General features: G+C 66.7%; 9 protein-coding genes and 1 pseudogene. 6 read left to right on the forward strand and 4 right to left on the reverse strand.

Annotated features, from left to right (window positions below):
* Positions 1–212 precede the first annotated feature (212 nt).
* From prfB to EER27_RS06725, 4 genes and pseudogenes are all read left to right on the forward strand, one after another.
* Positions 213–1341 (forward strand): peptide chain release factor 2 gene (prfB, locus tag EER27_RS06710; protein WP_123087226.1). Its coding sequence is split into 2 segments (ribosomal slippage): positions 213–287 and positions 289–1341, totalling 1128 coding nucleotides; the frame shifts between segments, so codons are not numbered across the junction.
* A gap of 130 nt (positions 1342–1471) precedes the next feature.
* Entirely contained in the window at positions 1472–3004 is a 1533-nt protein-coding gene (lysS, locus tag EER27_RS06715) for a lysine--tRNA ligase (protein ID WP_123087227.1), read from the forward strand.
* A gap of 129 nt (positions 3005–3133) precedes the next feature.
* Positions 3134–4201: pseudogene (locus EER27_RS06720) on the forward strand (HD domain-containing phosphohydrolase); the annotation flags it as partial.
* 4 nt (positions 4202–4205) lie between these two features.
* Positions 4206–6413 (forward strand): ATP-binding protein, encoded by a 2208-nt coding sequence (locus EER27_RS06725; RefSeq protein WP_123087229.1) that lies wholly within the window; start codon positions 4206–4208, stop codon positions 6411–6413.
* A gap of 17 nt (positions 6414–6430) precedes the next feature.
* Here the strand turns inward: EER27_RS06725 and EER27_RS06730 are convergent, their stop codons facing one another.
* The 3 genes from EER27_RS06730 to EER27_RS06740 form a co-directional block, all read right to left on the reverse strand.
* Positions 6431–7300 carry a crotonase/enoyl-CoA hydratase family protein gene (locus tag EER27_RS06730; protein WP_123087230.1) on the reverse strand — a complete coding sequence of 290 codons (870 nt, stop codon included), beginning with the start codon at positions 7298–7300 and terminating at the stop codon, positions 6431–6433.
* A gap of 185 nt (positions 7301–7485) precedes the next feature.
* A complete protein-coding gene (locus EER27_RS06735) occupies positions 7486–8355 on the reverse strand; it encodes a metal-dependent hydrolase (protein WP_190285677.1) in 870 nt (289 codons plus the stop codon).
* A 158-nt stretch (positions 8356–8513) separates the two neighbouring features.
* Entirely contained in the window at positions 8514–10196 is a 1683-nt protein-coding gene (locus EER27_RS06740; RefSeq protein ID WP_123087232.1) for a long-chain fatty acid--CoA ligase, read from the reverse strand.
* A 179-nt stretch (positions 10197–10375) separates the two neighbouring features.
* Here EER27_RS06740 and EER27_RS06745 point away from each other — a divergent pair, with 179 nt between their 5' ends.
* Positions 10376–10816 (forward strand): Cif family virulence factor, encoded by a 441-nt coding sequence (locus tag EER27_RS06745; RefSeq protein WP_148040971.1) that lies wholly within the window; start codon positions 10376–10378, stop codon positions 10814–10816.
* Positions 10817–10877: 61 nt separating this feature from the next.
* On the opposite strand, the gene acnA is transcribed toward EER27_RS06745, so the two are convergent.
* Entirely contained in the window at positions 10878–13640 is a 2763-nt protein-coding gene (gene acnA / locus EER27_RS06750; protein WP_123087234.1) for an aconitate hydratase AcnA, read from the reverse strand.
* Between the two features lie 706 nt (positions 13641–14346).
* Here acnA and acnB point away from each other — a divergent pair.
* The gene (acnB, locus tag EER27_RS06755) at positions 14347–16947 is read left to right on the forward strand and encodes a bifunctional aconitate hydratase 2/2-methylisocitrate dehydratase (protein WP_123087235.1); all 2601 of its coding nucleotides are present in this window, start codon (positions 14347–14349) and stop codon (positions 16945–16947) included.
* Positions 16948–17134 lie beyond the last annotated feature (187 nt).

Genomic DNA, 17134 nt, shown 5'->3' on the forward strand with positions numbered 1-17134 from the left:
CGGGGCAGGGCGCTGGTTGCTGCAGCGGATTGGCACCAGCGAGAGCATTCGAAGGCCCCCGACGGGCAGCTCCCCGCCGCCGCAGGCACCTTGATGCGGGAAAGCGATGCCGTCGCGGCCGTACTTGCCGTCGGCATTCTCATGCAGGGCGGATACCACGCGGCCCCGGCTGCTAGAATCGCCGACTTCCATTCGCACCAGACTCATCGGACATGATCGAACTCAATCCCGTCCGCCAGCGCATCGCCGACCTCAAGGGTCGGCTGGATGCGCTCAGGGGGTATCTTTGACTACGACGCCAAGGTCGAACGTCTCGAAGAAGTGAACCGGGAGCTCGAGAGCCCCGATATCTGGAACAACGCCGAACGCGCCCAGGCGCTGGGCCGCGAGCGCTCCGCGCTCGAGAAGGTGGTGCTGGGCATCCGCACCCTGAAGGAAGGCCTGGTCGGCGGTGAAGAACTGCTCGAACTGGCCGAGATGGAGGACGACGAGTCCACCGCCCAGGCCGTCGTGGACGACCTCGACAACTACTCGCGCGATGTCGAGAAGCTCGAGTTCCAGCGCATGTTCTCCGGAAAGATGGACGCGGCCTGCGCGTTCGTCGACATCCAGGCCGGTGCCGGTGGCACCGAGGCCCAGGACTGGGCCGAGATCCTGCTGCGCATGTACCTGCGCTGGGCGGAATCGCGCGGCTGGAAGACCGAACTGATGGAAGTCAGCGGCGGCGACGTTGCCGGCATCAAGTCGGCAACGTTCCGTGTCGAGGGCGACTTCGCCTACGGCTGGCTGAAGACCGAAACCGGCGTGCACCGACTGGTGCGCAAGTCGCCGTTCGACTCGGACAACCGCCGCCACACCAGCTTCACGTCGGTGTTCGTGTCACCGGAAGTCGACGACAACATCGACATCACCATCAACCCGGCCGACCTCAGGACCGACGTCTACCGTTCGTCCGGCGCCGGTGGCCAGCACGTCAACAAGACCGAATCGGCTGTGCGCATCACGCATGTGCCCAGCGGCATTGTCGTGGCCTGCCAGACCGGCCGAAGCCAGCACCAGAACCGCGACACCGCGATGAAGATGCTGGCCGCGAAGCTGTACGAGCTCGAGATCCAGAAGCGCAACGCCGAGCGTGACGCGGTCGAGGCCACCAAGTCCGATATCGGCTGGGGCAGCCAGATCCGCAACTACGTGCTCGACCAGAGCCGCATCAAGGACCTGCGCACCGGCATCGAGCGCAGCGACACGCAGAAGGTCCTCGACGGCGATCTCGACGAATTCGTCGAGGCCAGCCTGAAATCCGGCCTCGAGGTCGGCTCCAAACGCCTCGACGCGGTATAAGTTTCACCCGCCAGCCTGACGCCCTCCGTGGCCGTGGCTCGCGCCGTGGTCACCCTTCCCCGTGGGAGGGCGATCGCGGAGGACGCAGCTCCCGGCCCGCCCCACGCCCCCCATTCGCAACGCAGACGCCATGACCGACCAGACCCTCGCCCCCACGCCCGCCGACGAGTCCCAGCACGACGAGAACCGGCTGATCGCCGAACGTCGCGCCAAACTCACGGCCCTGCGCGGGCAGGGAATCGCGTTCCCGAACGATTTCCGCCGCGAGCACTACGCCGGCGACCTGCAGTCGCAGTACGCCGACGCCGACCGCTGGACCCAGGAAGCGCTGGATGCGGACGCGCAGCGCGTCGCCGTGGCCGGCCGCATCCTGCTCAAGCGCGTGATGGGCAAGGCCAGCTTCGTGCAGATCCAGGACGAGTCCGGCCGCGTGCAGCTGTTCCTGCAGTCCAACGCGCTGGGCGAAACCTACGACGCGTTCAAGGGATGGGACGTGGGCGATATCGTTGGCGCCCAGGGCCTGCTGACCCGTACCAAGACCGGCGAACTGTCGGTGCGCGCCGACAGCCTGCGCCTGCTGACCAAGTCGCTGCGTCCGCTGCCGGACAAGTTCCACGGCCTGGCCGACGTCGAGCAGCGATACCGCCAGCGTTACGTCGACCTGATCGTGTCGCCCGATGCGCGCGAGGTGTTCGTCAAGCGCAGCAAGATCATCCGCGCGATGCGCGCGTGGCTGGATGCGCGGCGCTTCCTCGAAGTCGAGACGCCGATGATGCATTACATCCCCGGTGGCGCCGCGGCCAAGCCCTTCGCCACCCACCACAACGCGCTCGATCTGGAGCTGTACCTGCGCGTCGCGCCGGAGCTGTACCTCAAGCGCCTGGTCGTGGGCGGCATGGAGCGCGTCTACGAGATCAACCGCAACTTCCGCAACGAGGGCGTGTCGACCCGGCACAACCCCGAGTTCACGATGCTCGAGCTGTACGAGGCCTACGCCACCTACAACGAGATCATGGACCTGACCGAAGGCGTGATCCGCGACATCGCCAGCGAAGTGCTGGGCACCACGACGGTGGACTGGGACGGCAACACGATCGATCTGGGGCCGGCGTTCCGTCGCTGGTCGATGACCGACGCGGTGCTGGAGCACAACCCGGAGATCCGTCGCGAGGAACTGCGCGACCTGGACGCGATGCGCGCCCATTGCGCCCGTCTGAAGCTCCCGATCAAGGCCGGTTACGGCTGGGGCAAGCTGCTGCTGGAGATCTTCGAGAAGACCGTCGAGCACACCCTGGTGCAGCCGACCTTCATCACCGACCATCCGGTCGAGGTCAGCCCGCTGGCGCGTGCCGCCGACCGCGATCCGGAAATCACCGACCGCTTCGAGCTGTTCATCGGCGGCAAGGAGCTGGCCAACGGCTTCTCCGAGCTGAACGATCCCGAGGACCAGGCTGCGCGTTTCCAGGCGCAGGTCCACGCCAAGGAAGGGGGCGATGACGAGGCCATGCACTTCGATGCCGATTACATCCGCGCGCTCGAAGTGGGCCTGGCGCCGACCGGCGGTCTGGGCATCGGCATCGACCGGCTGGTGATGATGATGACCGGCTCGGCCTCGATCCGCGACGTGCTGCTGTTCCCCTACATGCGGCCGGAAGCGGGCTGAAGCAGGTAACAACGTCAAAAGGCGGGGATTTCTGACAGCAGCACAGGATTTCGGGACAGCTGTTACTGGCGCCCACAGACGCTATGCTGCGTGCATGGCCGCGACGGGTCGCGGCGCATTGTTTCTCGGGAGCTGCGCATGGATGTCGTGATCGTCGATGATCAAGCTTCAGCGCGCACGATGCTGCGCCACATCATCGAAGACATCGCCTCCGAACTCCGCGTGCACGACTTCGGTGACCCCGCTGTCGCGCTGGAGTGGTGCGAGTCCAACCAGCCCGACCTGCTGCTTCTGGACTACCGGATGCCCGGCATCGACGGGCTCGAGTTCGCCCGGCGCTTCCGCCGGATGCCGTTGCACCGCGACATCCCGATCATCCTGGTGACCGTCGTCGGCGACGAGCCCGTACGGCAGGCGGCGCTGGACGCGGGCGTGATCGACTTCCTGGTCAAGCCGGTGCGCCCGCGCGAACTGCGCGCGCGCTGCCGCAACCTGTTGCTGTTGCGCCAGCAGGCAGAAAACATCAAGCAGCGGGCGCTGTCGCTTGAGCAGCGACTGCTGGCGACCATGCACGAGGTCGAGGAGCGCGAGCGCGAGACGCTGTCGCGCCTGGCCCGCGCCATCGAGTACCGCGACGCCGGTACCAGTGCCTACCTCGAACGCATGGCCCACATCGCGGGACTGATCGCCGAGCAGTTGGGCATGTTCGAGGACGATGTCCGGATGATCGAGCTGGCGGCGCCGCTGCATGACATCGGCAAGATCGCCATCCCGGACTCCGTGCTGCTCAAGCCCGGCCAGCTCACCGACAGCGAGACGGCGGTGATGCGCCGCCACCCCCGGATCGGTCACGAGCTGCTGGGAGGCAGCCAGAACCGCTTCATCCAGATGGGTGCGCTGATCGCCCTGCGCCATCACGAGCGCTACGACGGCAGCGGCTATCCCGATGGCCTGGTGGGCGAGGAGATTCCGCTGGAAGCCCGCATCGTGGCCGTGGCCGACGTGTTCGACGCACTCCTGTCGCCTCGCCCGTACAAGGAAGCGTGGGACGTGGACGACGCGCTGGCCTACCTGCGCTCACAGCGCGGCCACTTGTTCGACCCCCGCTGCGTGGATGCGCTGTTGCGCTCCCGCCCGCAGCTGGATGAAATATGCAATCGTTACTCGGCAAGTTTCGTGCGGCCGGGTGTGGAGTAGCCCCATGGTCACGGCGTGGAGCTGGATCAATCAGCGGTTGTCCAACCGACCGGACAGCGAGCATGCCCAGGCGCTGATCCGCATCGCCGTGATTTCCGTCGTGCTGGTCTACCTGCTGGTACGCGGCAAGAACGAACAACTGCCCGACAGCGAGTACTTCTACGTGCTGGGCCTGGTGGGCCTGGCGTTCCTCGCTGGCGCGGGGTTGATCGGCTGGCTGCTGGCGTTCCCGGGCACCTCGCACCCGCGGCGCGTGATGGGCATGCTGTCCGACTACGTCCTGATCGGCCTGGCGATGGCCCGGATGGGCGAGCCCATGGCCTGGGTGTACGTGATCCTGATGTGGGTCACCATCGGCAACGGCCTGCGCTTTGGCGTGCGATACCTGCTCGGGGCGATGGCGATGGCCGCGTTGTGCTTCGGCATCGTGCTGGCGGTGACGCCGTACTGGGCCGCCCACCGGAGCCTGGGCATCGGGCTACTGCTGGGCCTGGTGGCAATTCCGTCCTACCTGTCGGGCCTCTTGCGCGCGTTGACCAACGCCACCTCGGAGGCTCGGCGCGCCAATCAGGCCAAGAGCCGGTTCCTGGCCAACATGAGCCACGAGTTCCGCACCCCGCTGAACGGGCTGGCCGGCATGACCGAGGTGCTGGCGACCACCCGGCTGGACGCCGAGCAGCGCGAATGCGTCAACACCATCCAGGCATCCACCCGCAGCCTGCTGGCGCTGGTCGAGGACGTGCTGGACATCTCCGCCATCGAAGCCGGCAAGCTCAAGCTCAACCTGGTGGAGTTCTCGCCGCGCGAGCTGGTGGACGGCGTCGGCATGATCCTGCTGCCCCAGGCACGCTCCAAGCAGCTGCAGTACGAAGCCATCGTTGCGCCCGACGTGCCCGAAACGGTGCTCGGCGATGTCGTGCACCTTCGGCAGGTGCTCATCAACCTGGCCGGCAACGCGGTCAAGTTCACCGACCAGGGCAGGGTGGGGCTGGAAGTGACCCTGACGGCGGGCGAAGGCCCGCAGGTCCGGCTGCGCTTCACCGTCACCGACACCGGCATCGGCATTCCGCTGGAAGTCCGCGGCCGCCTGTTCGAGGCATTCGAACAGGCCGACGCCGGCTTGGCGCGTCGCTACGGCGGTACCGGGTTGGGCACCACCATCGCCAAGGGCCTGACCGAAGCGATGGGCGGCAGCATCGGTTTCGAGAGCGCCGAACGCCGTGGCAGCCGGTTCTGGGTGGAACTGCCTTTCGACCGCGCCGTGGTCGTGCCGGCAGCGGCGCCGGCGCCAGTTGCCCAGCCCGCGCCTGCCCATCTCGAGCCGGTCAGCGCGTCGGACGAACATCCCGAGAACGTGATCGCCTTTGCCGACCCGTTCCTGCGCCACCGCGCACGCGTGCGCAGCCTGCAGGTCCTGGTGGCCGACGACCATGCCGCCAACCGCATGGTCGTCCAGCGTCAGCTGCAGAAGGCGGGGCATCGCGTGATCACCGTCGAGGGCGGCGAGCAGGTGCTGGCCGCACTGGAAACCACGGACTACGACGCGGTGCTGGTTGACCTGCACATGCCCGGCATCAGTGGCCTGGATCTGCTGAAGCAGTTGCGTGTGATGGAAGCCGGCGGTGGCAGGCGGACCCCGGTGCTGGTGCTCAGCGCGGACGTCACGCCCGAGTCGATCCGAGCATGCGAACAGGCCGGGGCGCGCGCGTTCCTGGCCAAGCCGGTGTCGACCGGACGGCTGCTCGACGCACTGGCCGAAATCGCAGCGGGTGTGGGCGAACGCGCGGATGCGCCGCAGGCGCCGTTGTCCACGCTGCGCAGCAATGGACCGGGCGGGGACGACGGTTTCGATCCGGGCGTGCTCGACGAACTGGCCTCGCTCGGCATGGGCGAGAGTTTCGAGCGGGAGTTCATCGTCCAGTGCCTGCGCGATGCCAATGCCTGCCTGGGGGCGCTGGAGGAAGCCGGTTCCGGCACGCAATGGGAGCTCGTGCGCGAACAGGCGCATGCGCTCAAGGGCGTGGCCAGTAACCTGGGACTGGTAAAGGTTGCGACGGCCAGCGGCGAGATGATGCGCCTGCCGGATTGGCAGGTCGCGAGGGAATGGCGCCAACGGCTGGCTGGTTTGAACCAGCTGATGGCGCAGGGCAAGTTGATGCTGGAAGCGCGCGAGCGTAAGCACGGCGCGCGCGATGGCGAGAGTCCCCCCTAAGAGTCGGCCGTCTCCGATCAGGCTGCCTGCATGCCAGCGCGGCGCGTCTGCGCCCGAACGATGCGTTCCATCATCTTCAGCGACTTGTCGCCAAGGCGAAGCGCGGCATCGACCCACAGCTCGGTGATGGCCATCAGTTCCTCGCGGCTGACGGGTTGGCCGATTCCGCGCGCCAGGTTCATCGCTAGGTGCGCCTGCGGTGCCCGCTGCTGGTCGCGGATCAACTGCTGTACGGCCGCTTCGCCTTCACCGCGCGGGGCCAGGACGTCCACCACGCCGAGCTCGTACAGCTCGTCGCTGGTGTAGATCCGCCCTTCCAGGATGATCTTCTCGGCCAGCTGCGGGCTGACGCGCTTGCACAGGAACGAGTACGCGCCCATGCCCGGGAACAGCCCGAACAGCACCTCCGGCAGTCCCATGTCGACACCTTTTTCGGCAACGATGTGGTGGCACGACAGCGCGAGTTCGAGCCCGCCACCCAGCGCGTCGCCCTGCACCAGGGCAATCGTGCGCACGTCACCGCCCAGCCCGGTGTGCAGGTGGTGCACGCCATCGATGCAGCGGCGCGCATAACCAAGCAGATGCTCGCGGCGGTTGTCGCGGATCAGCTGCGCGAACAGTTGCAGATCACCACCCAGGTTGAACGCCGGAGCCATCGAGGCCAGGACCACGTGGCGCAGGCGACCGAAGGTCCGCTGTTCGTCGCGCAGAGTGATCGACGACAGGAAGCTCCACATGTCGTCCATCAACTCGGTCCGGAAACATGCCCTCACGCCACGTTGCGAGTCGGCGTGCATGTACATCCAGTGACAGGATCCCGCGGGGTCGGACTCGACCTGAAGCGTGGGATAGGTTTGGGTGCGGAGCAGCTTCTCGATGGTGTTCATCCTGCAGTCCTCGGCGAGATGTCGCCCGCAGACTGTGGTGGGCGCGGGCGGCGCGATGGAGCCCACGATTCGATGCTACACCCCCGGACGCGATGCGAAAGGCAAGATCATCGGCAGGGGGGGCGCCGCGCACGGCACGGTACCCGGACATGTCGTCCGGGTCCGGGCCTGCCTTCGGGTGGCGTTTATGCGGCTTGCGAGCGCGGTAACGGCTCCAGCACGGGCGCCTCGGGAGTCGAGTACCGATCGATCACCATCCGCGCCAGCTCCCGGTCGTCGAGCTGCCAGGGATGGAAGCCGGGCCGCAGGTAATCGAACAGGTACCCCAAGGTCCGCCGCGCCATGTGGTCCTTCGAAAACAGGTGTTGGCGCAGCTGGGTCCAGGTGGACCGTCTCCACAGCAGCTTGTCCTGCTGCAACAGCATCGCCGCGCCCAGGCCCATCAGGAGGTAGAACAGCGGCAGCACCAGCAAGGTGGCAAACACCCTCAACAGATAGCCGCCGCCGCGCACGTGCAGCACATCGAACACGACATGCTTGTGCTCGATCTCCTCGGCGAAGTGCCATTCGAACAGCGCGCGCAGGTCCGGGTCGGCATCGCGCAACAGGTCCTGGGCGAGGAACTCGTGGCCCAGGTAGGCATTGACGTGCTCGACGCACGCCACCATCGCCACCCGCAGGCGGAGCGGGGTGATCGGTTCCAGGACCTTGTACAGGAACCCGTCCACGCGTCGCTGGAATCCGCTGATCCGGTAGCCCTGCGACTCGAGCATTCGCCAGCACCGGTGGTGACCGGCGCCGTGCTGGCCTTCCTGCAACAGGAACTGCGCCACCATCGTGCGCATCGCCGGGTCCGACAGACTGGGCATGACGCGCTTGAGGGTGCGGATGTAGTACCCCTCGTTGCCCGGCACCAGCAGGGTGTAGGAATTGAGGAAGTGGGTGAGCATCGCGTTGCCGCCGCACCAGTGGCGTGGCGTGCTGGCGGAGAAGTGGGAGAGGAAACGGCGCGCCTCGATCGGCGGGCCCACGAAGGTGTGGCTTTGACTGGCCATGCGAAGACCCTCTTCAGGGAAGCTTCCGTGCGCCGTAGGCCGTGCCCCACCGACCATGCGGCATGCCTGGATGCTACTCCTCAAATCGGGCCGCAACGAAAAAACCCCTCGAAAGAGGGGTTTTCGGAGTGCTCGGGCCGGCGGCTGCCGGCACCCGGTCAGGCTGCGGCGGGCGGCGGGTCGCGCAGCTCGCGGCGCAGGATCTTGCCCACGTTGGTCTTGGGCAGCTCGGTACGGAACTCGACGTAACGCGGGTGCTTGTAGGCGGTGAGGTTGGCCCGGGCGTGCGCCTTGACGTCTTCGGCAGTCAATGCAGGGTCCTTCTTGACGATCACGACCTTGACCGCTTCGCCGGATTTTTCGTCGACCACGCCGACCGCGGCCACCTCGAGCACGCCGGGCATCATCGCGATCACGTCTTCGATCTCGTTCGGGTACACGTTGAAGCCCGAGACCAGGATCATGTCCTTCTTGCGATCGACGATGTAGAAGAAGCCCTTCTCGTCCATCTTGGCCATGTCGCCGGTGTGCAGCCAGCCGTCGGCGTCGATGACGTTGGCGGTTTCCTCGGGGCGCTCCCAGTAGCCCTTCATGACCTGCGGGCCGCGGATGCACAACTCGCCAACCTCACCCATGGGCAGCTCGTTGCCCTGGTCGTCCTTGACGCAGGCGTCGGTGGACGGGATCGGCAGGCCGATCGAGCCGTTGTAGGCCGGGATGTCCATCGGGTTGATGCAGGCCGCGGGCGAGGTCTCGGTCAGGCCGTAGGCCTCGACCAGGGTCACGCCGGTGACCTCCTTCCAGCGGTCGGCGACCGAACGCTGCACTGCCATGCCGCCACCGAGGGTGAGGTGCAGTCGCGAGAAATCGACCTGGTCGAAGCCAGGCGTGTTGAGCAGACCGTTGAACAGCGTGTTGACGCCGGTGATCGCGGTGAACGGTGTCTTCTTGAGTTCTTTCACGAACGCCGGCATGTCGCGCGGGTTGGTGATCATGTGGTTGAGGCCGCCGAACTTCATGAAGACCAGTCCGTTGGCCGTCAACGCGAAGATGTGGTACAGCGGCAGCGCCGTGATGATGACTTCCTGGCCCATCTTGGCGTTGGTGCCGATCCACGCGGCGGCCTGCTGCATGTTTGCCACGAGGTTGCGATGGGTGAGCATCGCGCCCTTTGCCACGCCGGTGGTGCCGCCGGTGTACTGCAGGAACGCGATGTCTGCCTGGCTGATGTCGACCGCCGGCAGGCTGTGCATCTGGCCCAGGGTGAGCGTGTCGCGGAAGCGGATGGCGCCCGGGATGTCGTAGTCGGGCACCATCTTTTTCACGTGCTTGAGCACGAAGTTGACGATGGGCCCCTTCGGGAAGCCGAGCATGTCGCCAAGGCCGGTGGTGATCACCTGCTTGATCGCCGTGCCCGCAACGACTTCCTGCACGGTGCCGGCGAAGTTGTCGAGCACCAGGATCGCGCTGGCGCCGGAGTCTTCCAGTTGGTGCTTGAGTTCGCGGGCGGTGTACATCGGATTGGTGTTGACCACCGTCAGGCCCGCTCGCAGGACGCCGAAGGTCGCGATGGGATACTGCAGGCAGTTGGGCAGCATGATCGCGACGCGATCGCCCTTCTTGAGCTTCAACTCGCCCAGCAGGTAGGCGGCGAACTGGATGCTGAGCTTGTCGACCTCGCCATAGGTCAGGACCTTGCCCAGGTTCGAGAACGCCGGCCGATCACGGTACTTGCTGATCGCGTTTTCGAGCACCGAGACGACGGACGGGAATTCGTCCATGTCGATCTGGGCGGGAACGCCGTCGGGATACTGGCTCAGCCAAGGACGTTCGAAACTCATCGACGATTCCCCTCTGTGTCGCGTTGCACCCCGGCGTTGTCAGTATGCGCGGCCGTACGGTGTTCGTTCACGATTGGAGCATAGGCACTAGGGACTGGCAAGGCGCTCGCGCCGCGCGGCGTCCACGGCTAGGGTGACGGTAGCGGCAACGTCGCCGCGCGATGGCACCGGACGTGCACATGGCCGCGAAGTTCGGGAAAGTGCGGGTTGCGATGGTGGTCCTGTTGGCGTCGCTGGCGCTTGTGGCGTGCCGTCGCGAACCGGCCGAGCAGCGGCTGCGGGCGGCCGTCCAGGAGCTGCAGACCGCGATCGAAGCACGCGACAGTGACGCGGTGGAAGACGTTCTGGCCGCGGACTTCATCGGCCCGGAAGGCCTGGACCGCCAGGGTGCCCGCCGCCTCGCCGCGGCGATGTTCCTGCGCCACGGCGACGTGGGCGCCAACCTGGGGCCGCTCGACATCGAACTGAAAGGCGCCAACGCCGTCGTCCGCTTTCCGGCCGTCGTGCGTGGTGGCGAACTGCTGTCGGGATCCGGTGGCGCGTACGACGTCGAGACCGGCTGGCGCGAGGAGTCCGGCGAATGGCGCCTCTACCGCGCGCAGTGGACGCCGGTGCTGTGAGGTGGAGGTCAGCGGCCGCCCCCGCGCCTCGCGCGAGGGCCGGTCGTTCCGCATGCCGTTGTCAGGCGGCCGGCCTGGCCGCCAGTTGGCGAAGGACGTAGTGGAGGATGCCGCCATGGCGGAAGTACTCCACTTCCTTTGGCGTCAGCAGCAGCACCTGGACATCGAAGCGATGCTCGGTGCCGTCGGGCTTGCGCGCGACGATCGTGGCGATCTTCGACGCGCCGTCCTTCAGGCCGGTCACGTCGATGGACTCCGAGCCGTCCAGGCCATGGCTGCGTGCACTCTCGCCGTCCTTGAACTGCAGGGGCAGCACGCCCATGCCGACCAGGTTGGAGCGGTGAATGCGCTCGAAACTTTCCGCCACCACCGCCTTGACGCCCAGCAGGTTGGTGCCCTTGGCGGCCCAGTCACGCGATGAGCCGGTGCCGTATTCCTTGCCGGCAAACACCACCAGCGGGATGCCGTCGGCCTTGTACTTCATGGCGGCGTCGTAGATTGCCAGCCGCTCCGGCGCCAGGCCGGGGCTGAAGTACAGCGTGTTGCCGCCTTCTTCGCCGCCCAGCATCAGGTTGCGGATGCGGATGTTGGCGAAGGTGCCGCGCACCATCACGTCGTCGTTGCCGCGGCGCGAGCCGTAGCTGTTGAAGTCCGCAGGTTGCACGCCGCGCGCCTGCAGGAAGCGGCCAGCCGGCGAATCCTTCTTGATGTTGCCCGCCGGCGAGATGTGGTCGGTGGTGATCGAATCGCCGAACACGCCCATCACGCGCGCGCCCAGGACGTCGTCGATCGATCCGACCGTCATCGTCATGCCGTCGAAGTAGGGCGGGTTCTTGATGTAGGTCGAGGTGGCATCCCACGCGAACGACTCGCCGTCGGGCGAGGCGATGGTGTTCCAGCGCGTGTCGCCCTTGAACACGTCGGCGTAGTTCTGTGCGAAAAGCTCCGGTCCGACGGTCGCGGCGATGACGTCGCCGATCTCCTTGTTGGTCGGCCAGATGTCGCGCAGGTACACCTCGTTGCCCTCCGGGTCCTTGCCCAGCGGGTCGCGGGTCAGGTCGATGTCGACCGTGCCGGCGATCGCGTAGGCCACCACGAGCGGTGGCGAGGCGAGGTAGTTCATCTTGACCTCGGCGTGGATGCGGCCTTCGAAGTTGCGGTTGCCCGACAACACCGCGGCCACCGCCAGGTCGTTGGCGGCGATGCCTTTGGACACCGCGTCAGGCAACGGGCCGGAGTTGCCGATGCAGGTGGTGCAGCCGTAACCGACCACGAAGAACCCGAGCTTCTCCAGGTCGTCCATCACGCCGGCCTTCTTGAGGTAGTCGGTGACCACCAGCGAGCCCGGTCCGAGCGAGGTCTTGACCCACGGCGCGGCCTTGAGGCCACGTGCGGCGGCATTGCGGGCCAACAGCCCGGCGCCGAGCATCACCGCCGGGTTGGACGTGTTGGTGCAGGAGGTGATGGCTGCGATCACCACCGAGCCGTCGCACAGCTCGGCGTCCTGGTCGTGGATTCGGATCCTGGAGATCGGCTTGGCGGCCAGGTGTTCGGCCTGTGGCTGCGCGCCGCCTTCCTCCTTGAAGTCGGACACCGCGTTGCCCACGCGTGCGGTGCGGCCGCTGGTCATGCCGCCGACGTTGGCGGCGAAGTTGGCTTTCATGTCACTCAGCAGCACGCGGTCCTGCGGGCGCTTGGGGCCGGCCAGCGACGGTTTCACCTCGCTCATGTCCAGCTGCAGGGTGGCCGAGTAGCGCGCCTCGGCCTGGCCGGGCTCGTGCCACAGCCCCTGCGCCCGGGCATAGGCCTCCACCAGTGCGATCTGCTCTTCGCTGCGGCCGGACAGGCGCAGGTAGGTCAGCGCTTCGGCGTCGATCGGGAAGATGCCGCAGGTGGCGCCGTACTCGGGCGCCATGTTGCCGATGGTGGCGCGGTCGGCCAGCGGCAGGTGCTGGAGGCCCTCGCCGAAGAACTCCACGAACTTCCCGACGACACCGTGGCTGCGCAGCATCTGGGTGACGGTCAACACCAGGTCGGTGGCGGTGGCGCCTTCGGGCAGCCGCCCGGTGAGCTTGAAGCCGACCACCTGGGGAATGAGCATCGACGAGGGTTGGCCCAGCATCGCCGCTTCGGCCTCGATGCCGCCGACGCCCCAGCCGAGCACGCCGATGCCATTGATCATGGTGGTATGGCTGTCGGTGCCGAACACGGTGTCCGGGAACGCCAGCAGTTCGCCCTCCACCTCGCGCTCGCAGACCACCCGGGCCAGGTTCTCGAGATTCACCTGATGGACGATGCCGGTGTTGGGCGGAACCACCTTGAAGTTGCGCAGGGCCTTCTGGCCCCAGCGCAGGAAGCTGTAGCGTTCGAGATTGCGTTCAAACTCGATCTTGCCGTTGAGGTCCAGCGCGTCGGCGCGCCCGAACACGTCGACCTGCACCGAATGGTCGATCACCAGTTCCGACGGGATCAACGGATTGATCTGGCTGGCGTTGCCGCCTAGCCGGGCCACCGCATCGCGCATCGCCGCCAGGTCGACCACGCACGGCACGCCGGTGAAGTCCTGCAGCACCACGCGCGCGGGCATGAAGGCGATCTCGGTGTCGGGCTCGGCGCCCGCGTCCCACTGCGCGATCGCTTCGATGTGGTGCCTGCCGACGGTCATGCCGTCGTCCTCGTGGCGCAGCAGGTTCTCCAGCAGGATCTTCATCGAATAGGGAAGCTTGGAGATATCGAAGCGCTCGCCCAGCGCCGGCAGGCTGAAGTACGTGAACGAGCGGCCGTTGACGTCGAGCTGGCGGCGGGTGGAGAAGGAGTCGGACATGGGGTAGGGGCTCCTGTGCTGCTGGCGAGGCCCCGTCGTGGGGCGCAGTGGCTGGCGCGAACCGCGCGAAGGTCGGCGCGACGGGGGTAGACCGGGTTCTGAAAGTCGCGGACGGGTCGGCGGCCAGTATCGCCAATTTGGGTTGTCTCGGCGTGTGGACAAGACCAAGGTCGAAGACACTGCGTTCCAAGGCGCTCGGGAGCGACATGTCGAAATGGACGCTGCCAGGACGCGCTCCTGAGCGACATTCCTGCAGAGAATTCCACGGCGACATCCCGGGGCGAAATTGTTGGCAAGCGCCGCGACGATGCGTCGCAGCCAGCGGCTCCGATCAGGCGTTTCCAGCGGGCGCTCCCACCGGGCGCTCCCGTCGGGTGTTCGGGCCATACGAAGAAGTGCAATCCAGGACGCCGAGCCCTGGGCCCACGCAGACGGCCCGGTCCCGCCCTCGGTGTTCAGCCGGGAGAGCGGAACCGCGGAGGCTTCGGCGCTGCATCTGCGGCGGCAACGGCCGATGAAAGCCTTGCCTCGCTTGGCTGCCGCGGTCCGCCATCGTTGCCCGGGAGGTCGCTTGCAGGCAAAATACGCGGTTGTGGAATGGCCTTTCGGCCCGTTCCCATCCCCGCCAACCCGCCCGCCCGCCGCGATTCTTGTGGCCGCCGGGCGCAGGTCCGGTGTCACCGCTTCATTTCGACGGGATCCCTGCATGCTTTCCAGCTATCGCCAACACGTTGCCGAGCGCGCCGCGCTGGGCATTCCGCCGCTGCCGTTGACCGCGCAGCAGACCGCCGACGTCATCGAGCTGCTCAAGGCTCCGCCGGCTGGCGAGGAATCCTTCCTGCTGGACCTGATCACTCACCGCGTGCCGGCTGGCGTCGACGATGCCGCCAAGGTCAAGGCCTCGTACCTGGCCGCGATCGCCTACGGAAGCGAGAGCTGCGCGCTGATCAGCCGCGAGCGCGCCACCGAACTGCTGGGCACCATGCTGGGCGGCTACAACATCCTGCCGCTGGTCGAACTGCTCGATGACGCTCAGCTCGGCGCGATCGCCGGCGAGGCGCTCAAGAACACCCTGCTGATCTTCGACGCGTTCCACGACGTCAAGGACAAGGCCGACAAGGGCAACGCCCACGCCCAGGCCGTGCTGCAGAGCTGGGCCGACGCGGAATGGTTCACCGGCCGTCCGGAAGTGCCGGAAAGCCTGACCATCACCGTGTTCAAGGTGACCGGCGAAACCAACACCGACGACCTGTCGCCGGCACCCGACGCCACCACGCGTCCGGACATCCCGCTGCACGCGCTGGCCATGCTCAAGAACCGTCGCGACGGCATCGAGCCGGAGGAAGACGGCAAGCGCGGCCCGATCAAGTTCATCGAATCGCTGAAGGACAAGGGCCACCTGGTGGCTTATGTCGGCGACGTGGTCGGCACCGGCTCCAGCCGCAAGTCCGCCACCAACTCGGTGCTGTGGTTCACCGGCGAGGACATCCCCTTCATCCCGAACAAGCGCTTCGGCGGCGTGTGCCTGGGCACCAAGATCGCGCCCATCTTCTACAACACGATGGAAGACGCCGGCGCGCTGCCGATCGAGCTCGACGTGTCGCAGATGAACATGGGCGACGTGATCGAGCTGCGCCCGTACGAGGGCGTGGCGCTGAAGGACGGCGCGGTCATCGCGCGATTCCAGGTCAAGTCCGACGTGCTGTTCGACGAAGTGCGCGCCGGTGGCCGCATTCCGCTGATCATCGGTCGCGGCCTGACGGCCAAGGCGCGTGAGGCGCTCGGCCTGCCGGTCTCCACCTTGTTCCGCCTGCCGCAGAACCCGGCCGACACCGGCAAGGGTTACACCCTGGCGCAGAAGATGGTCGGCCGTGCGTGCGGCCTGCCCGAGGTCGAGGGCGTGCGGGCGGGTATTCGCCCGGGCACGTACTGCGAGCCGCGCATGACCTCGGTGGGTTCGCAGGACACCACCGGCCCGATGACCCGCGACGAGCTGAAAGACCTGGCCTGCCTGGGCTTCAGCGCCGACCTGGTGATGCAGTCGTTCTGCCACACGGCGGCCTATCCCAAGCCGGTCGACGTCAAGACCCACCACGAACTGCCGGCCTTCATCAGCAACCGTGGCGGCATCTCGCTGCGCCCGGGCGACGGCGTGATCCACAGCTGGCTCAATCGCATGCTGCTGCCCGACACCGTTGGCACCGGCGGCGACTCGCACACGCGCTTCCCGGTGGGCATTTCGTTCCCGGCCGGTTCGGGCCTGGTCGCGTTCGCCGCGGCCACCGGCGTGATGCCGCTGGACATGCCCGAGTCGGTGCTGGTGCGCTTCAAGGGCGAGCTCCAGCCGGGCGTCACCCTGCGTGACCTGGTCAACGCCATCCCGTTGTATGCGATCAAGCAGGACCTCCTCACCGTTGCCAAGCAGGGCAAGAAGAACATCTTCTCCGGCCGCATCCTCGAGATCGAGGGCCTGCCGAACCTGAAGGTCGAGCAGGCGTTCGAGCTGTCCGATGCCTCCGCCGAGCGCTCCGCCGCCGGCTGCACCGTGCACCTCAACAAAGAGCCGATCATCGAGTACATCAACAGCAACATCACGCTGTTGAAGTGGATGATCGCCGAGGGCTACGCCGACCCGCGCTCGCTGGCCCGTCGCATCAAGGGGATGGAAGCCTGGCTGGCCGACCCGCAGCTGCTCAAGGCCGACGCCGATGCCGAGTACGCCGCGATCATCGAGATCGACCTGGCCGACGTGCACGAGCCGATCCTGGCCTGCCCGAACGACCCCGACGACGTCAAGACGCTGTCGGAGGTCTCCGGTGCGGTGATCGACGAGGTGTTCATCGGCTCGTGCATGACCAACATCGGCCATTTCCGCGCGGCGTCCAAGCTGCTGGAAGGCAAGCGCGACATCCCGACCAAGCTGTGGGTCGCCCCGCCGACCAAGATGGACGCGGCCGAGCTGACAAAGGAAGGCCACTACGGCACCTTCGGCACCGCCGGTGCCCGCATGGAAATGCCGGGCTGCTCGTTGTGCATGGGCAACCAGGCGCAGGTGAAGGAGGGCGCGACGGTGTTCTCCACCAGCACCCGCAACTTCCCCAACCGCCTGGGTCGCAACTCCAACGTCTACCTCGGCTCGGCCGAGCTGGCGGCGATCTGCTCGCGCCTGGGTCGCATTCCGACCAAGGCCGAGTACATGGCCGACATGGGCGTGCTCGATGCCAATGGCGAGGCGATCTACCGCTACATGAACTTCGACCAGATCGCCGAATACCGCGATGTGGCCGACAAGGTAACCGCTGGCTGAGCCTGCGACCCGCGACAACGAACAACCCCGGCGATGCCGGGGTTTTTCGTATGGGGCGGCGCCCATATCTCGTAGATACCGTCTTGGCCGTCAACTGCCGGGCAAGTAGTTTGGATCGAACGGCCGGCCGGATTTCACCACGCCAAAGATCAGGTGCAACAGCTTGCGCATGGCGGCGCCGATCTGC

Source organism: Montanilutibacter psychrotolerans (assembly GCF_003719825.1).
Classification (GTDB): Bacteria; Pseudomonadota; Gammaproteobacteria; order Xanthomonadales; family Xanthomonadaceae; genus Montanilutibacter; species Montanilutibacter psychrotolerans.